21 protein-coding genes and 1 tRNA gene are annotated in these 22,419 nt (G+C 35.1%); all 22 read right to left on the reverse strand.

All coding sequences use genetic code 11. The features are described 5' to 3' along the window. Positions 1–19 precede the first annotated feature (19 nt). The 22 genes from groL to P6940_RS02395 all read right to left on the reverse strand — a co-directional run bounded on the left by groL (position 20) and on the right by P6940_RS02395 (position 22,417). The gene (gene groL / locus P6940_RS02290) at positions 20–1,657 is read right to left on the reverse strand and encodes a chaperonin GroEL (RefSeq protein WP_028257081.1); all 1,638 of its coding nucleotides are present in this window, start codon (positions 1,655–1,657) and stop codon (positions 20–22) included. Between the two features lie 99 nt (positions 1,658–1,756). Then, positions 1,757–2,038: a co-chaperone GroES gene (gene groES / locus P6940_RS02295; protein WP_277293086.1), complete on the reverse strand. Its 282-nt coding sequence runs from the start codon at positions 2,036–2,038 to the stop codon at positions 1,757–1,759. A gap of 407 nt (positions 2,039–2,445) precedes the next feature. Then, entirely contained in the window at positions 2,446–3,021 is a 576-nt protein-coding gene (locus P6940_RS02300) for an ANTAR domain-containing response regulator (RefSeq protein WP_028257083.1), read from the reverse strand. A 1-nt stretch (position 3,022) separates the two neighbouring features. Continuing rightward, on the reverse strand, positions 3,023–4,426 hold the full coding sequence (locus P6940_RS02305; RefSeq protein WP_277293087.1) for a sensor histidine kinase: 1,404 nt from the start codon (positions 4,424–4,426) through the stop codon (positions 3,023–3,025). A 19-nt stretch (positions 4,427–4,445) separates the two neighbouring features. Next, positions 4,446–5,471: a tRNA (adenosine(37)-N6)-threonylcarbamoyltransferase complex transferase subunit TsaD gene (tsaD, locus tag P6940_RS02310; protein ID WP_028257085.1), complete on the reverse strand. Its 1,026-nt coding sequence runs from the start codon at positions 5,469–5,471 to the stop codon at positions 4,446–4,448. Then, entirely contained in the window at positions 5,468–5,917 is a 450-nt protein-coding gene (gene rimI, locus P6940_RS02315) for a ribosomal protein S18-alanine N-acetyltransferase (protein WP_028257086.1), read from the reverse strand. Before rimI ends, tsaD begins: the two co-directional genes overlap by 4 nt. After that, positions 5,914–6,678 (reverse strand): tRNA (adenosine(37)-N6)-threonylcarbamoyltransferase complex dimerization subunit type 1 TsaB, encoded by a 765-nt coding sequence (gene tsaB / locus P6940_RS02320; RefSeq protein WP_277293088.1) that lies wholly within the window; start codon positions 6,676–6,678, stop codon positions 5,914–5,916. The genes rimI and tsaB overlap by 4 nt, the downstream gene beginning before the upstream one ends. Then, a complete protein-coding gene (tsaE, locus tag P6940_RS02325; protein WP_028257088.1) occupies positions 6,669–7,160 on the reverse strand; it encodes a tRNA (adenosine(37)-N6)-threonylcarbamoyltransferase complex ATPase subunit type 1 TsaE in 492 nt (163 codons plus the stop codon). Before tsaE ends, tsaB begins: the two co-directional genes overlap by 10 nt. Before the next feature lie 207 nt (positions 7,161–7,367). Further along, positions 7,368–8,351: a thiamine-phosphate kinase gene (gene thiL / locus P6940_RS02330; protein WP_038151715.1), complete on the reverse strand. Its 984-nt coding sequence runs from the start codon at positions 8,349–8,351 to the stop codon at positions 7,368–7,370. Between the two features lie 99 nt (positions 8,352–8,450). After that, the gene (locus P6940_RS02335; protein ID WP_277293089.1) at positions 8,451–9,026 is read right to left on the reverse strand and encodes a GerMN domain-containing protein; all 576 of its coding nucleotides are present in this window, start codon (positions 9,024–9,026) and stop codon (positions 8,451–8,453) included. 13 nt (positions 9,027–9,039) lie between these two features. Further along, the gene (locus tag P6940_RS02340) at positions 9,040–10,146 is read right to left on the reverse strand and encodes an N-acetylmuramoyl-L-alanine amidase family protein (RefSeq protein WP_038151721.1); all 1,107 of its coding nucleotides are present in this window, start codon (positions 10,144–10,146) and stop codon (positions 9,040–9,042) included. Positions 10,147–10,467: 321 nt separating this feature from the next. After that, entirely contained in the window at positions 10,468–11,451 is a 984-nt protein-coding gene (locus P6940_RS02345) for a ComEC/Rec2 family competence protein (RefSeq protein WP_277293090.1), read from the reverse strand. Between the two features lie 17 nt (positions 11,452–11,468). Next, positions 11,469–12,998, reverse strand: a complete 1,530-nt coding sequence (locus P6940_RS02350) for an NAD(P)H-hydrate dehydratase (protein ID WP_277293091.1) — start codon at positions 12,996–12,998, stop codon at positions 11,469–11,471. A 16-nt stretch (positions 12,999–13,014) separates the two neighbouring features. Then, complete coding sequence (gene acpS / locus P6940_RS02355) at positions 13,015–13,380, reverse strand: holo-ACP synthase (RefSeq protein WP_277293092.1); 366 nt, start codon at positions 13,378–13,380, stop codon at positions 13,015–13,017. A 56-nt stretch (positions 13,381–13,436) separates the two neighbouring features. Continuing rightward, a tRNA-Leu gene (locus P6940_RS02360) sits at positions 13,437–13,520 on the reverse strand. Positions 13,521–13,630: 110 nt separating this feature from the next. Then, positions 13,631–14,296 (reverse strand): hypothetical protein, encoded by a 666-nt coding sequence (locus P6940_RS02365; RefSeq protein WP_038151727.1) that lies wholly within the window; start codon positions 14,294–14,296, stop codon positions 13,631–13,633. Positions 14,297–14,549: 253 nt separating this feature from the next. Further along, on the reverse strand, positions 14,550–15,710 hold the full coding sequence (gene rpoD / locus P6940_RS02370) for an RNA polymerase sigma factor RpoD (protein WP_423839101.1): 1,161 nt from the start codon (positions 15,708–15,710) through the stop codon (positions 14,550–14,552). 48 nt (positions 15,711–15,758) lie between these two features. Continuing rightward, the gene (gene dnaG / locus P6940_RS02375; RefSeq protein ID WP_277293094.1) at positions 15,759–17,531 is read right to left on the reverse strand and encodes a DNA primase; all 1,773 of its coding nucleotides are present in this window, start codon (positions 17,529–17,531) and stop codon (positions 15,759–15,761) included. A 351-nt stretch (positions 17,532–17,882) separates the two neighbouring features. Next, on the reverse strand, positions 17,883–19,433 hold the full coding sequence (gene rny, locus P6940_RS02380; protein WP_051211968.1) for a ribonuclease Y: 1,551 nt from the start codon (positions 19,431–19,433) through the stop codon (positions 17,883–17,885). 179 nt (positions 19,434–19,612) lie between these two features. Further along, on the reverse strand, positions 19,613–20,086 hold the full coding sequence (locus P6940_RS02385) for a regulatory protein RecX (RefSeq protein ID WP_277293095.1): 474 nt from the start codon (positions 20,084–20,086) through the stop codon (positions 19,613–19,615). Positions 20,087–20,112: 26 nt separating this feature from the next. Next, positions 20,113–21,165: a recombinase RecA gene (recA, locus tag P6940_RS02390; RefSeq protein WP_028257100.1), complete on the reverse strand. Its 1,053-nt coding sequence runs from the start codon at positions 21,163–21,165 to the stop codon at positions 20,113–20,115. A 1-nt stretch (position 21,166) separates the two neighbouring features. Then, positions 21,167–22,417: a competence/damage-inducible protein A gene (locus P6940_RS02395; RefSeq protein ID WP_028257101.1), complete on the reverse strand. Its 1,251-nt coding sequence runs from the start codon at positions 22,415–22,417 to the stop codon at positions 21,167–21,169. Positions 22,418–22,419: the final 2 nt, after the last annotated feature.

Here is a 22,419-nt window from a genome sequence, read left to right on the forward strand (position 1 = left end):
AATTATATGGATGTATGAATTACATCATGCCACCCATACCGCCCATGCCACCCATTGGAGGCATAGCTGGCATTGCTGGTGCATTTTCTTCTACTTTGTCTGCCACAATTGTTTCAGTAGTTAATACTAAAGAAGCAATTGATGCTGCATTTTGAAGAGCAGAACGTGTTACTTTAGCTGGATCAACAATACCAGCTTTTACCATATCTTCAAATTCTTCTGTTAATGCATTGAAACCGACACCTTTATCTGTATTTTTAACTTTTTCTACGATAACGGAACCTTCTACACCTGCATTATAAGCAATTTGACGAACAGGTTCTTCAATAGCACGTTTAACAAGGTTAATACCTGTTTGAACATCACCTTCAGCGTGTAAAGAATCTAAAGCATCCATAATATCAATGAAAGTAGTACCACCGCCAGCAACGATACCTTCTTCTACAGCTGCACGAGTGGCGTTTAATGCGTCTTCGATACGAAGCTTTTTATCTTTCATTTCTACTTCAGTAGCAGCACCTACTTCAATAACTGCTACACCACCAGATAATTTAGCCAATCGTTCTTGTAATTTTTCTTTATCAAATTCAGAAGTAGATTCTTCCACTTGCGCACGAATTTGGGCAACACGTTGCGCAATGGCAGTTTTATCACCTACACCATCAATAATAGTTGTTTCGTCTTTTGTGATGCGAACTTGACGAGCACTACCTAAATCATCTAATTCAACGCTATCTAATTTACGTCCCATGTCTTCAGTGATAACAGTGCCACCAGTTAAAATGGCGATATCTTCCAACATAGCTTTACGACGATCACCAAAGCCAGGTGCTTTTACTGCTACTGCTTTAAATGTACCACGTAATTTATTAACTACTAGTGTAGCCAATGCTTCGCCTTCTACATCTTCTGCAATAATTAATAATTCTTTACCTACTTTAACAACTTTTTCAAGAACTGGTAACATGTCGGCAATAGCACCAATTTTGCGGTCAGTAATCAAAATGTATGGCTCATTCATAACAGCTTCCATTTTATCTGGGTCAGTTACCATATAAGGAGATAAATAACCACGATCAAATTGCATACCTTCTACTACATTTAAACCAGTTTGTAAAGATTTAGATTCTTCAACAGTGATAACACCATCTTTACCAACTTTTTCCATTGCTTCCGCAATTAATTCACCGATTTCTGCGTCACCAGCAGATACAGAAGCAACCTGAGCAATTTCGTCTTTCCCAGAAACTGTTTTAGCACGTTTTTTAATTTCTTCGACTAACGTATTAACTGCAGTTTCGATACCGCGTTTTAATACCATTGGATTAGCGCCAGCAGCTACATTGCGCATACCTTCTTGAATCATAGCTTGTGCTAATAAAGTAGCAGTAGTTGTACCATCACCAGCTACATCATTAGTTTTTGTAGCTACTTCTTTAACTAATTGAGCCCCCATATTTTCAAATGGATCAGCTAATTCAATATCACGAGCAATGGTAACACCATCGTTAGTAATTAATGGAGCTCCAAATTTCTTATCTAATACTACATTACGACCCTTAGGTCCCATAGTTACTTTTACTGCATTTGCTAATTGATCAACGCCACGACCTAGTGCACGACGAGCATCTTCATTAAAAAGAATTTCCTTAGCCATTAAAAATTACCTCCTATAATATGTGAATATCACATCATGTGTTATATAACTATATGCGCTATATATGATTATTATGAGCAACAAAGAAAGTTATATTGATTAAAGAATTGCTAAAATATCACGTTCACTCAATACTAAATGATCAGCACCATCTAATTTGAATTCTGTGCCAGCATATTTAGAAAACATAACTTTATCGCCAACTTTTACTTCCAAAGGAACGCGTTGTCCATTATCATATACTTTACCATTTCCGATAGCAATAACTTCACCTTCAGAAGGTTTTTCTTTTGCTGTATCTGGTAAGAATATACCGCTTTGTGTTTTTTCTGCTTTTTCAACAATACGAATTATTACACGATCGCCTAATGGTTTCATCATAATAAATCTCTCCTTTGTATACGTTTATTTGAATGATTCTACTTGTTAGCACTCACTATTAATGAGTGCTAATTACAATTATTATTATAACTGATTATTCTACAAATGCAAGTACTTTTTTTGATTTTTTGACTTTTATTATTATAATTAGAGATTTTCTTATCAATTTAAAGAGTTTTCTACTATTTTCCTGTACTATGATTCGATTTGATTTTACATCATCACTAGGAGCATTCCTCTTCTAGTGGTGATAGATTATATATACCACTTATTATTTCTATCTATTAATTCTTTACACCGTATAGAACATAGTATACTAAACTTTATCGTTTAAAAGTCATATCTTTTATACCTACGATTCACTATGCGTGCGATTAAACATAGGCATCATTGTAGTTGACACACTATTAGTGCTTATCATGCTTAGAAGCATTAATAATTTTTAAAGCGACTTGAGTGATTGATAATTGCTTGTTCATACTATATTTTCTGATTCGTGAGAATGCTTCTTCTTCTGATATTTGATATAAATTCATGAGTATTCCGGTAGCTTTAGCAATATATTTTCTATCTTCTAAAGACTGTTCCAAGTGGCTAACATCATGTCGTAATCGTTGTTCGTCTTCATATCTACCAATAGCCATCAACAATGTAGGTATCAATTGTTCTTCCCGTAATGGTTTTATTAAATATCCATATATACCAGATTCTTTAGCTTTCTTTACTAAATCTTCTTGGCTATACGCAGTGAGTAGTACGACGGGGGCAATATGGGCGTGATGTATTTGTCGAGCTGCTTCAATGCCATCTAATTCTGGCATTTTTACATCCATCAAAATAATATCAGGAGTAAGTTCTCGTGCTAGTTGAATGCCATCTATTCCTGTCTTTCCTTCCCCTATAACTTCATGACCAGCTGACTCTAATATGTCTCTTAAATCCATTCGGATGAGAGACTCGTCATCTACAATTAACACACGCATGTTAGTCCCCCTTTTCCATGGTTATTATAACATTTGATCCTTCTTCGGTAGATTGCTCAATAGTTAAGGTTCCATGTAATTCATTTTCAACTAAATTTTGAATGATATGTAACCCTAATCGTTTAGATGTAGATACTGAGAAATTAGGAGGAAATGGTTTTCCTGTATTTTTTATAGAAAGAATGATTAGATGCTCGTGTTCTTCTACAGATAAGATAATTGTACCATATTCATTTTGAATGCCATGTTTAATACTATTCGATATAAGTTCGTTCAATATTAAGGATATATAACTGGCTTGATTGGAACGAATCATCACTTCATTACCTTCATAGATATAAGTGATGTGGTCTTTATGACTAACTAATGCATTCGTTAATAGTCTAGTTAATTCCTCGTATATACTGCGAATCGATACATAGTCAGCTTCATAGTGAGATACAATGTCATGAACAAGAGCCATACTTTCAATGCGAGAAATGCCCTCTTGTAAAGCAGCTTTTACTTCGAGTGACTGCGATCGACGTGCTTCCATGCGAAGTAATCCAGCTACAGTTTGTAAATTATTCTTCACACGATGATGAATCTCTTTAATGACGGAATTTTTTACTAGTAACTCTTTTTCTTTCTGACTTACTAAGGTTCTATCTTTTAATAATAATAAACTTCGATTTCCTCTAGTCCTAGAAAAAATTGGTATAACAGTTTGCCTAATCACTACATCGTCATAAATACTGTCATATGTATCACCAATATGCTTTTGTAATGCTTTTTTTACAAAAGATAACTTTAAAGAACTTCCATAAATAGATGTCCCTATGAGTCGTCGATTAAAGCCTAATACATCAATTAATTGATGGGCTTGTTCATTGCCATATAATATTGTGCCAGCTTCATCAAAAATAATGACTCCATCTTGATATGATAATGGTGTATATAAATCTACTTGATTATGTTGAGGAACCATCATAGCCATATAAATTGTTTCCGTTATAATTTGTTCTTGTTGGAGCAAAAACATATCATTCATAGAATCTATTCGCGGATTTACAAAAGAGATACCGGCAATAATACGTCCACCATTGTCAATGACTGGATATGCATGCATTAATTCCATCTTACCCTTACTTCGTTCCTGCAGCCCTCTAATTGAAATGCGCTTATGAAATAATTGCCACCATAAATTCATTTCATACCGTTCAATCATTTGTATGCTAAAAGGCTTATGTTGATCATCTTGTGGTTGAATCGCAATAAATTGGTTTTTACTAGTCAATAAAAATAATACAACCGTACTATGAGTGACAGATTCTGCAAATCGCAATAAATTTGCAAATTTAATAATTAGTGATATTTGCGTTGTATCTAGCGTAGTCATTTCATCAATAATATCAAATAATTTCATAGGCTGTTCTCACTGTCATTTATTTCCAAGACATATCTCCTATAGGGATACTTGGTTTCGCATTTAATGATAAAGTAGCAAATTTATTGGCTTTTGCCATATAATAAGCACGACAACCAATCATAGCTGCATTATCCGTAGATAAAATAGAATTAGGCTTATAAAATTTAAAGCCTTCTTCTTCACACATGTTTGTTAATGCTTGCTGTAATCCTCGATTAGCAGATACACCACCAGCAACTGTAATAGTAGTATATCCTGTTTGTTTAGCAGCATCTTTCGTTTTCTTTATTAATATATCAATAACAGATTTTTGAAAAGACGCAGCTACATCGCTATCATTAATCAATTCATTCTTTAATTTAGCACTATTTAAATAATTTAATACGGCCGATTTAAGTCCACTAAAACTAAATTCAAAATTCCCATCTTCTTGTAATGCTTTTGGGAACGTAATTGCATGTGGATTCCCTTTCATCGCTAATTTATCAATATGTGGTCCTCCCGGATAAGGATATCCCATAACGCGGGCAATTTTATCAAAAGCCTCGCCGGCTGCATCATCACGTGTTTGACCGAGTACTTCAAATTCTTCATAATCTTTTACCACTACTAACATTGTATGACCGCCAGATACGACAAGACTTAAGAATGGTGGCTTTAAATCAGGATTAGCTAAAAAATTGGCAAAAATATGCCCCTCCATATGATTGACGCCAATAAGCGGAATACCTGTAGCTAAGGATAACCCTTTAGCGGCGGCTACACCAACTAATAAGGCTCCCACTAAGCCGGGCCCATAAGTGACGCCGATATGATCTATAGTTTCTAGGTTAATCTTAGCATCTGCTAGGGCCTGATCAATTACAGGAATTACTTGCTCTATATGATGACGTGAAGCAATTTCTGGAACGACACCTCCAAATTTTCTATGGATAGGAACTTGACTGGAAATTACATTTGACAGAACAGTTCTACCATCTCGTAAAACAGCGGCCGATGTTTCATCGCAACTGCTTTCAATAGCTAACGTATATACACTCATAAAGTTTCCTCTTTTATTAATGACATGATATAAGCATCTTCAGTGGGTTCTGAATAATATGATTTTCTAACACCTTTTACTGTAAATCCTAATCGCCGATATAAGGAAATCGCAGGTATATTAGAAATGCGAACTTCTAAAAAAATCTCTTGCATCCCTAACGTAAATAATTCTTTGATTAACTTTCTAGTTAACATGGTGCCATACCCCTGACGACGGTAGGATGATTTGATAGCGATATTGGTAATTTGTCCTTCATCAAGCACAATCCATGCACCTGCATATCCTATAATCGTATTATCTTCTTCGGCCACAATATATAATTTGCGTTCCTTATCTTCTAATTCATGAATTACAGAAGGTAATGACCAAGGAATAGAAAAAGAGTCTGTTTCCACTTGATAAATACCATCAGCATCATCTATTTCAGCTAGTCGTAATATCATGATTTCTCTCCTAGTGAAACTGTTTCGGATACGATGACAGTTGGATTTTCTTCATTTTCTAAGATTGTCCCATGCTTTGCTTCCCACAATACTTCTGCCTCTGATCGTTTGATATAAAAAGGTAACATAGTCATTGGATCATCACTATCATGTGCATCTATGCGATTTTTAGCGGCTAAGAACAGTGAGCTCGCTCTTGGTATCTGTATCGAATTAGGCGCGATTGTTATCAAAGGTGTATCATCGCTTAAAAAAGGTTGAATTCTTCGTATACCATCACCAATGCAAATGACAGATATATTCTTATCCTTGTAGGCGTCTATTACATCAGATGCAACTTTTAGAATCGGCGATTGTATGCAATGTAGTGTTCCTTTTTCGTATCGATATAAACCTTCATAGACATGCTTCTTTTGTCCATCGATTACTACACTAATCAGTTGATTCGTGTACAGAAGATTATAAGCTAGGCCGTCCATTGTCATAACACCGTATAATGGTTTCTTTAAGGCATATGCCAATGATTTAGCTGTAGCCATACCGATTCGTAAACCTGTGAATGACCCAGGACCTATGGAGACAACAATACCATCTAACTGTCTTGGTATAATTCCCACTTGTTCACATAATAATTGAATATGTGGCACTAATTGTTCAGAATGGGTTAAGCCTGATTGAACAGTTAATTCTCCTAATAATATATGATCATGCTCAATGGCAATACTTGACACTAAGCTACTTGTTTCAATTGCTAAATACATATTCTTCCTCCTATAATAGATAATTGTTGACTATCTACTATATTTGATGCTAATGTAATGCGTCTTTCCGTTTCTGAAATGCGTTCTATTTGTACCCACAATGTGGTATCAGGTAATTCATCTTGAAACATATCCGCCCATTCAACAATAGATTTTTGTTCCTCTGTATATTCATAAAAGCCGATGGTATCTAACTCTTCTACGGTTGTTAATCGATACAAGTCAAAATGATATAATCTGTGATTGATTGCACCATAGGTATTCATAATAGAAAAGGTGGGGCTTGTGACTTCCTCTGTAATACCAAACCCTATAGCAATACCTTTTGATAAGTGTGTTTTACCAGTACCTAAATCACCAACAATAGCAATACATAGTGGAGTAGTTATTGATTGTAGAAAGAAACCTATTTTTTCTCCTAAGGCCTGTGTATCTTCAACAGATTGTGATTGACATTCTATTTTATTCTTTACATTAAACATAATTACTACCTTTCTAAATAGTATGGGCGTAACCCTTACTTGTACAAAAAATGATGAGTAATATAGATTATTATATATAAGAGATTTCAATAACTCAACTAATTAGAAAAATGAATATACTAGATCATATTATATATTATATATTTTATTTACACATAGTGGACATAGTATCACACTATAGTAGCTATACAATTAGAAATTCTAGGATTAATCATGAGAAAAATGATTATATCCCTTTTTTTCAATAACGCGTATAGACTGATCCTTTCCTTTCATTAGGACAGTTCCATCACCTTTAGAAATAATTTGTCCTATGATAGTGATGTCTTTTTGATTGTGAACGGCAGGAAGGGATTCACTCGGTATTGTGAATACAAGTTGAAAGTCTTCCCCGCCAAACAATGCGTAATCAAGAGGATTATTGCCTAATCGATTACTTATCAGCATGGTTTCTCTATGAATTGGTATTAATTCTTCTTCAATGAGCATGGTTATGTTTGATGTATCTGCTATTTCATGTAACTCACTAGCTAATCCATCGCTAATATCATTCATGGCAGTAGCACCTATATGGCGAAGATAAGTGCCTAATGCTACTTGTGGTTGTGGTTGTCTGTGGGATTGAATAATTACATTTGTATCTTGATAGGTATGATAAATTGCATCTAAGCCAGCTGCACTACTTCCCATATATCCAGTAACGCCTATACAATCACCAACTTGTGCACGTCGTCGTAATACAGCTTTCCCTTTAGGTACTTCTCCAACAATAGTCAGTGTTATAACTAAAGGACCTGACGTACTAACTGTATCTCCACCTATTAAATTAATTGTATATTGTTTACATTGGTATTTAATACCATCATAGATAGATTTAATAATGGCACTATCCATTGTAGGAGGAATGGCAATACTAATTACTATTTGACGTGGTATTCCACCCATAGCAGCAATATCACTAATATTAGCAGTTGATAAGCGGACACCTATATCATAGGGACTCATTGTATTAAAAGTAAAATGAATTCCTTCAACCATGGTATCAATACTAATTAATTGCTCATAATCTTCCGTAGATTTATATATAGCACAATCATCTCCAATGCCTTCGATAACAGTAGTAGGATCAAAAATGACATCATCACTTATTGCATTAATAAGTGTAAATTCGCCCATATCTTTAACTTTCATAATGAAATTCCTTTATTGAGTACGTGTATCATTATAATAAAATACGCTTTGTAGTTATCATACCATATCTACAAAGCGCATTAAAATATATTATATATTCTATTGTTGTATCATGTATTTCATCATAGATATAGGTTGTCGTGTATCAAAGGCGCCGATCGTATCAACAGGCTTACCGTTATTAGTAAAACGAACTGATTGAATGCCTTCCATAGACGTTAACGTATTGACAATCGTAGCCAATCGTAATTGAACAGATAGGTCACTACTCTTAGTTGTTATAAAAGCTTGATTCACATCTATCGTTGCTACCCCATTAGTAACGCTCACTTTTTGTACTTTCATATTTTTGGTAAATAGTGGATACTCATGCTGACGATCTGCATTGATTGCCTCTTGTACAGCACGCAATGGTGTTGCCTCTGATGCCAATAATTCAATGGATGATGCCTTAACACCTTGGGCATTTTCTAAAGGAACATAAATAGTAAGAACTACTGTAGATTGATGATCAACTTTTCCTGTTCGATTAGTTTCTTCTATAGTAGCTCCCGTGTGAATAGCTGCAGTAGATTGACCAGGATTAGCTAGTTGGCTAGTATCTGAGCAACCTGTAGCCAGTATAACCAACATTGATACTATGCTGACAGCTACCATGCGATTAAATAGTATCATAATAACTCCTCTTTTATTTAAAATATGCGGCTAGACCATCGGCAATGCGTTTAGCAAACTCACGGCGTGTTGTATCCTTGGTCAATAATGATTCTTCTGTAGGATTTGATATAAATCCTAATTCCACTAAAATAGCAGGCATCGTAGTATTTCGTAATACATATAAATTCCCTGGTTGAATGCCTCTATCACCATTGAAACCAGGTTCTCCAGCAATTTCATTTTGCACGTGACGTGCTAATTGTTCATCATGAGATGTTTTTCCATAATAATAGGTAGCGATGCCGCCTACAGACGGATTATCGAAAGAATTAATATGAACACTAATGAAAATGTCAGATCCAGCTTGATTTGCTACATCAGCACGAGCTTGTAATTCATCAATACCACTCGCATTAGGCGCATACACATCCTTATCAGTACTACGCGTTAAAATAACTTTAGCGCCCATAGCTTCTAAGTCAGATTTTAAATACATGGCGATAGGTAATGTTACTTGCTTTTCTTGTAATCCATTATGACCTATCGCACCAGGATCGCTCCCTCCGTGGCCAGGATCAATAGTAATTAATTTACCTTGAATCCCACCTGATACTGTATAGGGCCTAGAGGTAGGCGGTGTCCCTACTGGCTTAGCTACTTTAGGTTTTACTGATGGAATCGCAGCCTTTTCATAATAATTAGTCCGAGGTGAAACACCTTTTTTTTGAATGTCTACGACAATTCGATATGGTTTGTTATTAATGGTATCTTTTTTTAAAGAAAAAACTTTTATGTCAGATACATCTAATACGTTAGGTGTATCAATAGAAATCTCCACATTGCTATTTTTTTCATGCACTTTTGCGCTTGTAGCAATACTTTTATCCATTGTAATTGAAGATTTTACGTTACCTAGTTTTGCATCTTTTAACGTAATCGTTGTAGATTTTCCCTTATTATTAATAGAAGCACCTGCTTTCACAGGACTAGATACATCGACTACCATTCTAAGAAATGGTACAGGTGCATCATTCCTTGTGACCCAACGTACATTAGTTACTGTTGCAGCTTGTGTTGATTGACAAAAAAACGGAACTACCATTAATATGGCCAACCATAGTATATAAAGTTTTCGCAACTGTATCACTCCTAACACGTTTTTATATTCTCTATTCAATATTTCAATCTATTATATTATACCATGAAATGAATACTACTAGTATCATTTTAGAAAATAATTGATATTAGATACCATTTACTTCGTCTATAAGTAGTATTATTTTGATAAAGGCAATCTAGTAGCTACCTATCTAATTGTAATATGTTGTACACATATAGGAGTAGTTTATATAGTTTAGTCTTATTATAACATGCATATAGGCTTAAAATAGGATGCTTACTTAAACACTACTAGGCAGTTTTTTATAGATTACAATTACTTATAAAGTATAGTATGCGATTATCGCTCAGTAGTGATATGCCATTGTTTACCATCTGTGGCAACGTGAATCATGCCCATCGTATCTGTACGATACACTAATACATTATTCTTTTTAAATCGTTCTAATGTTTCATTACCAGGATGTCCATAATCATTATGTAGTCCTACTGAAATGAGTGCTGATTCCGGTTTTATGGACCTAATAAATTTTTCGATAGAACTATGATTACTCCCATGATGCGAAACTTTTAACATACGACTAAATAGCTTGCTATTATAATCTTTTACTAATTGTGATTCCTCTTCTTGCTCAGCATCACCGGTTAAGAACAATGAATAGTTACCAAATACAAGTTTTCCTGCAATAGAATGATTATTAAGATATTTTGACTGAGATCCTAATTTCTTTCCTCCTTGAGATTTCGCTTCTGCATACGATAATGAATCACTCGGCGCATAGACATCAAATCTCGCACCATTGCCTAAATCAACAGTATCTCCCTTTTGGAGTACTTTATGAGTAATATGCTTTTTTTCTATCATAGCACGATATGTTTTATATAAATTATTATCTACCGCAATGCCATCATCATAAATGGTATCAATTGGTATTTCTTTACTAATTCCATAGACACCGCCTATATGATCTTCATGAGGATGAGTGATAATTACATTTTTTATATGTGAAACACCTAATTTTTTTAACGTGGTCACGGTTGATCGACGATGAGCTACATCTCCAGTATCTACCATTGTATACTCATCACCTACTTTTATTAAAATAGAATCTCCTTGTCCTACATCAAGGATATATATATCCATCGTTCCAGTGCTATTGGTGGAAGATGTTTTTTCTGTAGAATTAGATTGATTCTCTGTTTGACTAGTTATTGACTGTGGTGTATGTGTCGTTGCTGTTGAATGATTTGTACACCCCGTAAGAGATAAAATAGTGAATACTATGCTACAAATAGTGGCAAGGTATTTTAATTTATATATCATAATAGGCTCCTATGAAATTAAACTTGTAATTGCTTTAATATATATCCAATTCCTTTGCCTACATCACTGGGAGTATATCCGATAGGCTTTGTGTGATGTAAGAAATCGGCACTAGCACTATGTAAATAAACGCCTAGTATAGCCGCCGTATCTTCATTCATACCTTGTGCTAATAAACTTACAATAATTCCTGTTAATGTATCTCCCATGCCGCCAGTACCCATACCAGAATTGCCAAGCGTATTTATATATATATTACCGGATGGTAGGGCAATTATAGAAGGAATACCTTTTAGTACTAATGTCACATTATAGGCCATGGAAAACTCACGCGCCATATCCACATAGTGTGATTGAATATATGGAATCGACTGTCCTGTTAATCGAGCAAATTCTCCTATATGTGGTGTCATGATAACTGAACGGTTACGATCTATAAAATATTGTTTAGTAGCTCTTAATTCATGCAATGCATATAATCCATCTGCATCAATCACTAAAGGACCCTCAAAAGAAGATACGAGTGATGTAAGCAGTGATTCAGCTTCTTTCGAACGTCCTAAGCCTGGGCCTATGGCCATCGCTGTACAATCAGTCAATGATAGAAGTAAATCGGCATTCGTTTCAAAAGATTGAACCATAGTTTCTGGCATAATTTTGCATTGTACTGGAAGTATACAATCAGTTGGTACATGTAATGTAGTTTTACCCGCACCAGTATAGACACAAGCTTCTGCCGCCATAATAGGTGCTCCAATCATAGACTTAGATCCACCTATTATATGGGCGTGTCCATTTACACCTTTATGTGCATTTGATGGACGTATTGGGGATAGTTTACAGACTAAGTCCTTATCCAGTGTATGCACGTGAGGCTCCAGCTTAATAGATTCCCATGGAACACCTAAGGGTTTAATAGAAATTTCTCCACAATAACTAGTCCCAGGATAGAGATGCATACCTAATTTACTAGCTCCAAAAGTAATCGTTTTAGTATATGTTAATGTGCCCTTTGATACTTGTCCCGAATTAGTTTGTACACCAGCTGGTATATCAATGGCCCATAAATTTTCAATGTGATATTCTGTTAGCCAATGATGTAACTCTTCAAGTAACTGTTGAGTCGGATCCCGTAAATCGCTAGTTAAACCTGTACCAATCAGACCTTCAAGAACAATACCAACAGAATGCCAAGGAATATCTTTCATAGAATTAACAAACTTGATGTCCAGTGACTGGCATGCAGTATACTGTGTGCGAAATAGGTCCGTACCTTTCAAAATATCGCCATGAATGAATACATAGCTAGGAATCTTATATTCTAATAATTGACGGGCCGCTACCAATCCATCAGCGCCGTTATTGCCAGTCCCACAAATAAATACAACATGTGATGCACTTTTATTGTTGGTGCTGTTTATGGAATTGATAATTTCTTCAGCAATACCTCTACCTACATTTTCCATCACTAACGCAAGAGGCAAACCAGTCCGTAATGGAATTTGTTCGTCTATATAATTAGTTTCTTCTTTTGAAAGTATGCGCATAGGGCACCTCCATTCATTATTCAATAATAATTTGAGCCATCGCTAATTCCCGAGTATGACTAATTGATACACATATGGGACCTAATTGTTGCTTCTCATATATTTTTTTGAATACTCCTGATAAAACAAGAAATGGGGCTCCTTTCGGAGTGTGATTGACCTCTATATCTAACCATGAACCTTCTCTAAATCCTGTTCCTAATGCTTTTACAAAGGCCTCTTTTACGGCATAGATGCCAGCCAATGATTCATAACAATGGCGTTTCTTACCCTGACTATATTCTATTTCATATGTCGTATACACTCGTTGTTGAAAGCGAGCATTACATTCTATAGCCTGCTTAATTCGCTCTACTTCTATTATATCAATTCCTAAACGCATACGTACCTCCATATAAAGAAAAGCACCAAATCTACAACGAGACTTGATGCTTAATTTGGTGCCGGAGGTGGGACTTGAACCCACACGGTGTTACCCGCTTGATTTTGAGTCAAGTGCGTCTGCCATTCCGCCACTCCGGCGTATTGGAACAATACCTATTATATAGATAGTCACTGACTCTGTCAACAGTTTTTTATGTAATATTTATATCAAATAACTAGATCATGTAAGAATATATTATTTAAAAATATTATTTAAAACTTTTATCGTTCATCGTATCATGAATGGCAAATAGAATCATTTCATTCGCATAGGAACGAAGCTCAGAATTATTAACACGACTCATATGCTCTTTTTCAATATCTAAAATGTGTGCAGGATTTACAGGTTCATCTACATTAGGTGTCGCTGGTTCTTGAATGGCGGCCCATAAATCTATATGATGTGGTTCTGTAGTCGCTATAAAACGTCCTGTAGTAGCAAATTCAATATCGTTAATCATAGCTTGTAATGTATCCATTGCATAGGTCGATTGTTCTTCTTTTTCTTTTATATCATAACGATGTGACCATTCATAAAAATGTTTACGATCTTTTAAGGCTTGAACAAATCGTTGATTTATTACTTCTGATACCGATAATTGAGTGCCATCTTCTAATATCTTCATAGGTACATGGCTGTCTGCTGTACGAGTTTGTTCATTATACCACGCTACATAGCGAGCCATTTCAGACTGTACATAAGTACTAGGCGCTGGCACTAATATATGTTTTTCCTCTATAGATATGCTAGGTGTAGCAGTAGGGGCTGGCATACTCAACGCATCATAATCGGCTTGTACAGAATAAGTGCCCCCTATACAAACACTTGTTACTAATGCTCCAATTATCATTATTTGTGTCATTTGTTTTTTCATATATGTCTCCTATTATAATACTAACCATAATCCTACTTGGATTGTAAGAAATTATAATATATAGATAATAATCAACAAACAATTATTATCTATATTAAATTAGCTCCATTCTATCACATACAATAGAAAAAGTCATTGGCATGCTAAAATTCATTATTACCACGTCTAATTGTATACTTCCTTTTACCTTAATGATACCATTCATGTAGTAAGAATCATTTCGTTACTAATTACTATACATTAAGGTATATCATTATAAGAAATCTTTAATTTTATCGCGTTTACCTCGATTGCGAAGTTTTGTTAGTGCTTTACCTTCAATTTGACGAATACGTTCACGAGTTACACTGAAATATTGCCCTACTTCTTCCAATGTGCGTGGCTTGCCATCTTTTAATCCAAATCGCAAGATTAACACTTGTTGTTCCCGTTCAGTTAAACAAGTAAACACTTCATCGATTTGTTCACGAAGTAAGATGTAACTTGCTGCATCATCTGGTGCAATCGCATCATGATCTTCAATAAAATCGCCTAGATGAGAATCTTCTTCTTCGCCAATTGGTGTTTCTAATGATACAGGTTCCTGTGCTATTTTTTGAATTTCCCGTACACGATCTGCGGAAATCCCCATACCTTCTGCTATTTCTTCAGGAGTAGGTTCTCGTCCTTTATCTTGTAGTAATTGTCTAGAAATACGGATTAATTTATTAATCGTTTCTACCATATGAACAGGAATACGAATGGTTCGTGCCTGATCGGCAATGGCGCGAGTGATAGCTTGTCGAATCCACCAAGTCGCATAGGTTGAAAATTTATAGCCTTTTGTATAGTCAAACTTATCAACGGCCTTGATAAGACCTAAATTACCTTCTTGGATTAAATCTAAAAATAACATACCGCGACCTACATAGCGTTTAGCAATACTGACTACTAACCGTAAATTAGCGTCCACTAATTTTTTCTTTGCCCGTTGCCCTTCTATCACTTCTTTGTAAGAAGCATCATTTTGCATACCTGCCTCAATTTGTTGTGCTAATATAATTTCTTCATCCCCTGAAAGTAATGGTACACGCCCTATTTCTTTTAAATACATCCGTACAGGATCATCAATGTTAACACCTTCTGGTACAGTTAAATCAATTTTAATTTTCTTTTCTGGTATGGCTTCATCATCTTCATCATCATCTTCCGCGCTTATAGAATCAGTGTCATCGTGAATTTCATCTTCGTCTAAATCAGTAATGATATCAACATTTAACTTATTAAAAATTTCATACATATCATCAAGTTGTTCTGTTGAAATATCTTCTTGATCTGCTAGCGCTTCTGTAATTTCTGATTGATGCAAGCTACCATTCTTTTTACCTTTTGCCAATAATTCTTTAATAATTTCTTCTATTTGATTTCTTGTTATATCTTTTGTTTTCTTAGCCACCGCACTCTTCCTTTCACGTACGTACTATTAAGACCATTCTTTTATAATGTCTTGCAATTTTTGACATTCTTTTAATTCATTAATGAAATTCATATCACCTGATCTACTTAATTGATCGGCCAGCATACTGTGTGATTTATATTGTTCTCGTAATGACCGTAAGCGCACAGCCCGTAACAATTGGTATAGTATATCTTTACTATATGTGTTATCACTGATTACCATAAGACGCATATATTCTTGTTTTGCTTCTCTTTCGAATACATTTTCTAATTCTCGAGACGTATAAGATCCTTTATCCTTTATATAGTCACCTATTTTTGTCAATATTTCTCGATGCAAAGGATTTGAGAAATCTTCTAAAGGAACATACTGCATAATATCCCGCCATGCTTGTATAGTATGAATTGCCATGGCTACTATTAGGTCTTCTTCTTGTATGGAGGACATAGTATACATAGATGTTGGCGGAGAATTAGATTGAGTTACGAGATTGCCTTTTTTTAGATAATTCTTAAAATATCGATATACAGTATTGGTGTCTAACCACAATGGCAATGCTAACGCATGTAATAAATTATCACGTTCTACACTACTTTCTAGATGAGAGATGTAGGCAAACATCTCTTCTAATATAGCTTGTTTTTCTAAAGGATCGGTACTATCATGGCGAATTAATGAGTCATTTAATAAAAATTCAAACGGCGTAACTGCTTGCTCTACTAACTTTTTAAAAGCCTCTTTTCCATGATGACGGCAATAATCATCAGGATCTTTACCGTCAGGCATGGCTAATACACGTACTTTAAAATCTGTATTCACTAATAATTCCATAGCTCGTTTAGCAGCTTTTTGCCCTGCTCCATCCATATCATAGGCTAATATGATTTCATCGGCTTGGCGCAGTAACAGTTTACCATGATCTTTTGTATAAGCAGTTCCTAATGAAGCAACAACATTAGTAATACCTACATTATGTGCAGATATAACATCCATATACCCTTCTACTAAAATTACTTGTTTAGTACTTCTGATTGTTGGATACGCTTTATCGAATGCAAATAATATATGGCCTTTACTAAATATAGATGTTTCTGGAGAATTTAAATACTTCGGTGTACTATCGTCTAAGACACGTCCTCCAAAAGCAACAACTCGACCACGACCATCCATAATAGGAAACATAACACGATTTCTAAAATAATCATAAACCTTGCCACCACTTCCTTTTCTGCATAATCCAAGTTCGAGTAAATAACTTTCTTGAATATGTCGTTCTATAAATGAACGATATAGTTTGTCCCAACTGTTAGGAGCAAAGCCAAGTTTAAATTTTTTGATTGTTTCCATAGTTAAACCACGATTCAATAAGTAGTCTAAACCTGGTTTTCCCAATGATGTTTGGGTTAAGCAATTATGAAAAAAATTCGATGCCAGTTCATTAATTTCATATAGCTTGTGACGATATTCATTGCGTTCGCGTTGTTCCTTAGACATATCAGCAACAGGCAACGGAATATTAGCACGATTTGCCAATTTTTCTAATGCTTCTGGGAATGTACAATGTTCATAATTCATCAAAAAATTGATAGCATTGCCTGCAGCGCCACAACCAAAGCAATAATAAAATCCTTTTTCAGGGGTAACACTGAAAGACGGTGTTTTTTCATTATGAAATGGACAGCACCCCCAATAGGTTTTTCCTTTTTTTCGTAATGGTACATGTTCAGATATAACTGAAACAATGTCATTAGCATCTTTAATTTTTTCAATTAATTCAGTATCGAAATATCGAGCCATAGTTCACCTATATCTACTATTACATATCCACTAATTATAATATTCTACAAAAGACGTAATAATTCCTCTTTCAAGACTAAGAATCTCTCTAATCTATTGTATAAAAAATAGTCCAACTTTATTAATATTCGACATATAATAAAAAAATCCTCTATTAAAGAAAAAATTTTTATTATTTTTCTTTAATACAGAATGAATCTATCTATACAATAGAAAGAATACTATATGTTCCTAAAAGCAGGGCCCCTATAAATTCATAGTAATTTATCAAGAGTTATATAAGAATATTGGGACAACACACTATATGTTGTCCCAATATATATAATAAAATGACAAAGTAATAAGTTCTAATTATTTAGCATAATCAATAACTCGTGTTTCACGAATAACTACTACTTTTATTTGTCCTGGATATTCAAGTTCAGATTCAATGCGTTTGATAATTTCTCGAACTAATAAAGTTGACTCAGCTTCATCTACTTTATCTGGTTTTACCATAACGCGGATTTCACGCCCTGCTTGAATAGCAAAGCATTTTTCAACGCCTTCAAAGGATTCGGCAATTTCTTCTAATTTTGTTAATCGTTTTAAATAGTTTTCTAATGTTTCTCGTCTAGCTCCTGGACGAGCGGCAGAAATGGCATCAGCAGCAGCTACTAATACAGCTTCTACTGATTTAAATTCTTCATCACCATGATGAGCACCAATACAATTAATAACTAATGGACTTTCTTTGTATTTTCTAGCAACATCTACACCGATTTCAACATGAGAACCTTCTAATTCATGATCCAATGCTTTGCCTAAATCATGGAGTAAACCGCCACGCTTAGCAAGTGCAATGTCACCTCCTAATTCAGCTGCCATAATACCAGCCAAATGAGAGACTTCAATGGAATGTTTTAATACATTTTGACCATAACTAGTTCGATATTTCAAACGCCCTAAGATCTTAATAATCTCTGGATGTAAACCATGTACGTCAGCTTCAAATGTGGCTTGTTCGCCTGCTTCTTTTATGGTTTGTTCTACTTCCTTGCGAGCTTTTGCTACCATTTCTTCAATACGTGCAGGATGGATACGTCCATCTACAATTAATTTTTCTAATGCAATTCGTGCAATTTCTCGACGAATTGGATCAAACCCAGACAAAATAACAGCTTCTGGCGTATCATCGATGATTAAATCAATCCCCGTCAAGGTTTCTAAAGCACGTATATTACGACCTTCACGACCAATAATACGACCTTTCATTTCATCGTTAGGTAAGGAAACGACAGACACTGTTGATTCCGCTACATGATCAGCTGCACAACGCTGAATTGCTGCTGCAATAATTTCTCGTGCATTCTTTTCAGCTTCATCTTTAGCTTGTTGTTCCAAGTCTTTTACTAATACTGCTGTTTCATGACGAATTTCTTCTTCTACATTAGTCAACAACGTAGTTTTGGCTTCATCAAATGTCATGCCTGAGATACGTTCTAGTTCTGTCATCTGTTTTTCATAAAGTGCATTCACTTGTTCACGATATTCTGTTACTTCATGCTCTTTACGTAATAACGTTTCTTCCTTACGTTCAATGTTGTCTAATTTCTTATCTAAGTGTTCTTCTTTTTGCAAAATTCGTCGTTCTAAGCGTTGTAATTCAGCACGACGGTCTTTATTTTCTTTATCAACGTCAGTACGAAGTTTATGAATTTCTTCTTTAGCTTCTAACAAAGCCTCTTTTTTCTTCGATTCCGCTAAACGCTTACCATCAGCTACGATACGTTCAGCTTCTATTTCAGCTTGTTTTAATTTCCCTTCGGCAATATTTTTTCTTAAGAAATAACCAACGCCTAAGCCAATCAGTACCATTACAACGGCAATTATACTGTATTCTAAAATTGGTCTCACCTCCATACATAAAATTAAGGAGCCGATACTCATCGGCTCCTTGTATTGCCGTGTCTAATTCAATTATCAAACCCTATTTATAAGGTTAATTTAATTTTAGTCTGTAAATGATATTATGTCAAGGAAATAAGAGTGATTACCAGCATAAACCTTATGTATTAAAGAATATATATACACTTATTACATTAGTAATCATCCTCAATAGATGCACTAATTTTATCACAGATGATGGCAATAGTATTACTAGAAAATCCGCGATTTGCCAATAGCCTACTTATTTTTTTCTTCATTGTCATCATATCACTGACAGTTTTTTTCGGCATTTTTTTCTCTATCATAGAAAATCCTGCTTCAATTTCATTATAGGTATTAAGTATTTCTGGTATATCTAATCCACGAAGTTTTAGTTTTTGTTCAATATAAAATCGCCCATATAATTGTTTATGCATTAATCTACGAGCCATGTCTTCAGATAATCGTTTATCATCTAAATATTGTAATTCTATCAATTTATCTTCTACGCGATTAATTACATCATCAGAATACTCTTTTCCCTGCATTTTTCTTCTAAGCTCATAGGAACTCAAAAAACGATAGTTTAAAAAACGTAATGCTTGTGCCATTGCATTAGCGTATTCATCTTGATTGTTAACGTTCATATCTGCTGAATATATGGCCATAGAAATTACGCTTCACTAGTATCTGGTGTTATTGATTCTGCATTCACACCGACATCAAATACTTCTGGCTCTGCCGATAAGGTATCACGAATAATTTTATCAATTTCAGCCGCTATAGCTGGATGTTCTTTTAAATAGGTTTTAGCAGCTTCTTTTCCTTGCCCCATACGTTCATTATTATAAGAATACCAGGCACCTGACTTATTAATTACTTCTAACGATACACCAACATCAATTAATGTACCTTCTTTAGAAATACCTATGCCATACATTAAATCAAATTCAGCTACTTTAAATGGTGGAGCTACCTTGTTTTTAACTACTTTTACTTTTGTTCTAGCGCCGACATTTTCATTATTCGCCTTAATCATTTCACCTTTACGTACATCTAAACGAACAGATGAATAAAATTTTAATGCTCGGCCCCCTGTAGTAGTTTCAGGATTACCAAACATAACACCTACTTTTTCACGCAATTGATTAATAAAAATAACAACTGCTTTTGATTTATTGATAATTCCTGTTAGTTTACGCATAGCTTTACTCATTAAACGAGCTTGTAAACCAACTTGTGCATCACCCATTTCACCTTCAATTTCAGCTTTAGGGACTAATGCCGCTACCGAGTCAACAACAATAATATCGACGGCTCCGGAACGAACTAAGGATTCAGTAATTTCTAGTGCTTGTTCACCACAGTCTGGTTGGGATATTAGTAAATTATTAATATCAACGCCAAGATTTCTAGCATAAATAGGGTCTAATGCATGTTCTGCATCAATAAAAGCAGCAATACCACCTTGTTTTTGGGCTTCTGCTACTGCATGTAAAGCAACTGTGGTTTTACCAGATGATTCTGGGCCATAGATTTCAATAATACGACCACGTGGAAACCCTCCTACGCCGATTGCTAAATCGATGGCCAATGATCCAGATGAAATCACTTCAATGTTCATCTTGTTGGCTACATCACCAAGACGCATAATCGCGCCTTTTCCAAAATCTTTTTCGATTTGCTTTAATGCATTATCTAATGCAGTTTGTCTACCATCTGACATATTAGTGTACCTCTTTCATATATTCATATAGATAATAAAGTGCGTATTCTGCTGCACTTTGACGAATATCATCACGATTACCAATTAATTCTAATTTATGAACAACCGTGCCATTAGGTCCTGCGACCCCTATATATACTAATCCAACTGGTTTATCTTTTGTACCACCACCTGGTCCAGCTAATCCTGTTGTCGAAATACCATACGTACTATTGGTTATGCGTCTTGTTCCTTCTGCCATAGCTTGTGCCACTTCACGACTTACAGCACCGACTGTATCCAATAATTCTTGTGGTACGTGTAATAAATTATGCTTAATAGTATTCGTATAGGAAATAATGCCTCCATTATAATAGGCACTACTACCAGCTAAATCAGTTAATCGTTTGCCTACTAATCCCGATGTACAGGATTCTGCAGTACTAACTGTAGCAGTTGCGGTTAATAATGAACTTGCTAATAATTCATCCATGGATGTATGTAATTCTCTACCTACATGATGACCTAATCGTTCTCTAATAATTGCATCCCACGGATCCAATAATTGTTTAGCTTCATCAACTGTTTTGCCATGAGCAGTAATTCTCAACTCAATATATCCTTTTTTTATGAGTAAAGCAATCGTTGGATTTGATTGTGAGGCGACTAAATCAGCAACAGTACGTTCTAATTCTAATTCTCTAAGCCCATAAATCGCATATCGATAGGAATGAACATTTCCTTGCACGCCAAATATATTTTCTAAATAAGGAATGACACTATCTACAAACATTCCTTTCATTTCTCCTGGCGGTCCTGGTAAGAGGATAAAGGTTGTTTGACTGTTCTTATCTTGTAAAGCTACTCCAGGAGCTACGCCTACAGGATTGTGCAATACGTTGCTACTGGATGGCAACATAGCTTCTCTACGGCTTGCTTCTGGCATATCACGATTAACGCGATAAAAAAAGGCTTTTATTTCATTCATTGCATCTTCATTACATTCAAGAGGAACATCTATTGCACTGGCCACTACCTCACGAGTAATATCTCCTTGTGTAGGCCCTAATCCACCAGTTGTAATAATAATATCAGCTCGTTTCATAGCAATCTGTAGCACTTCTTGCATACGAAGCCGATTGTCACCCACAACAGATTGATATGCAACTGTATATCCTAGCTTATTCAACTCTTGTGCTAACCAGGATACATTCGTATTGACAGTATCCCCTAATAATAATTCAGATCCTGTTGAAATTAGCTCAACAATCATAC

It is taken from the genome of Veillonella montpellierensis, assembly GCF_947090115.1.
Lineage (GTDB): Bacteria > Bacillota > Negativicutes > Veillonellales > Veillonellaceae > Veillonella > Veillonella montpellierensis.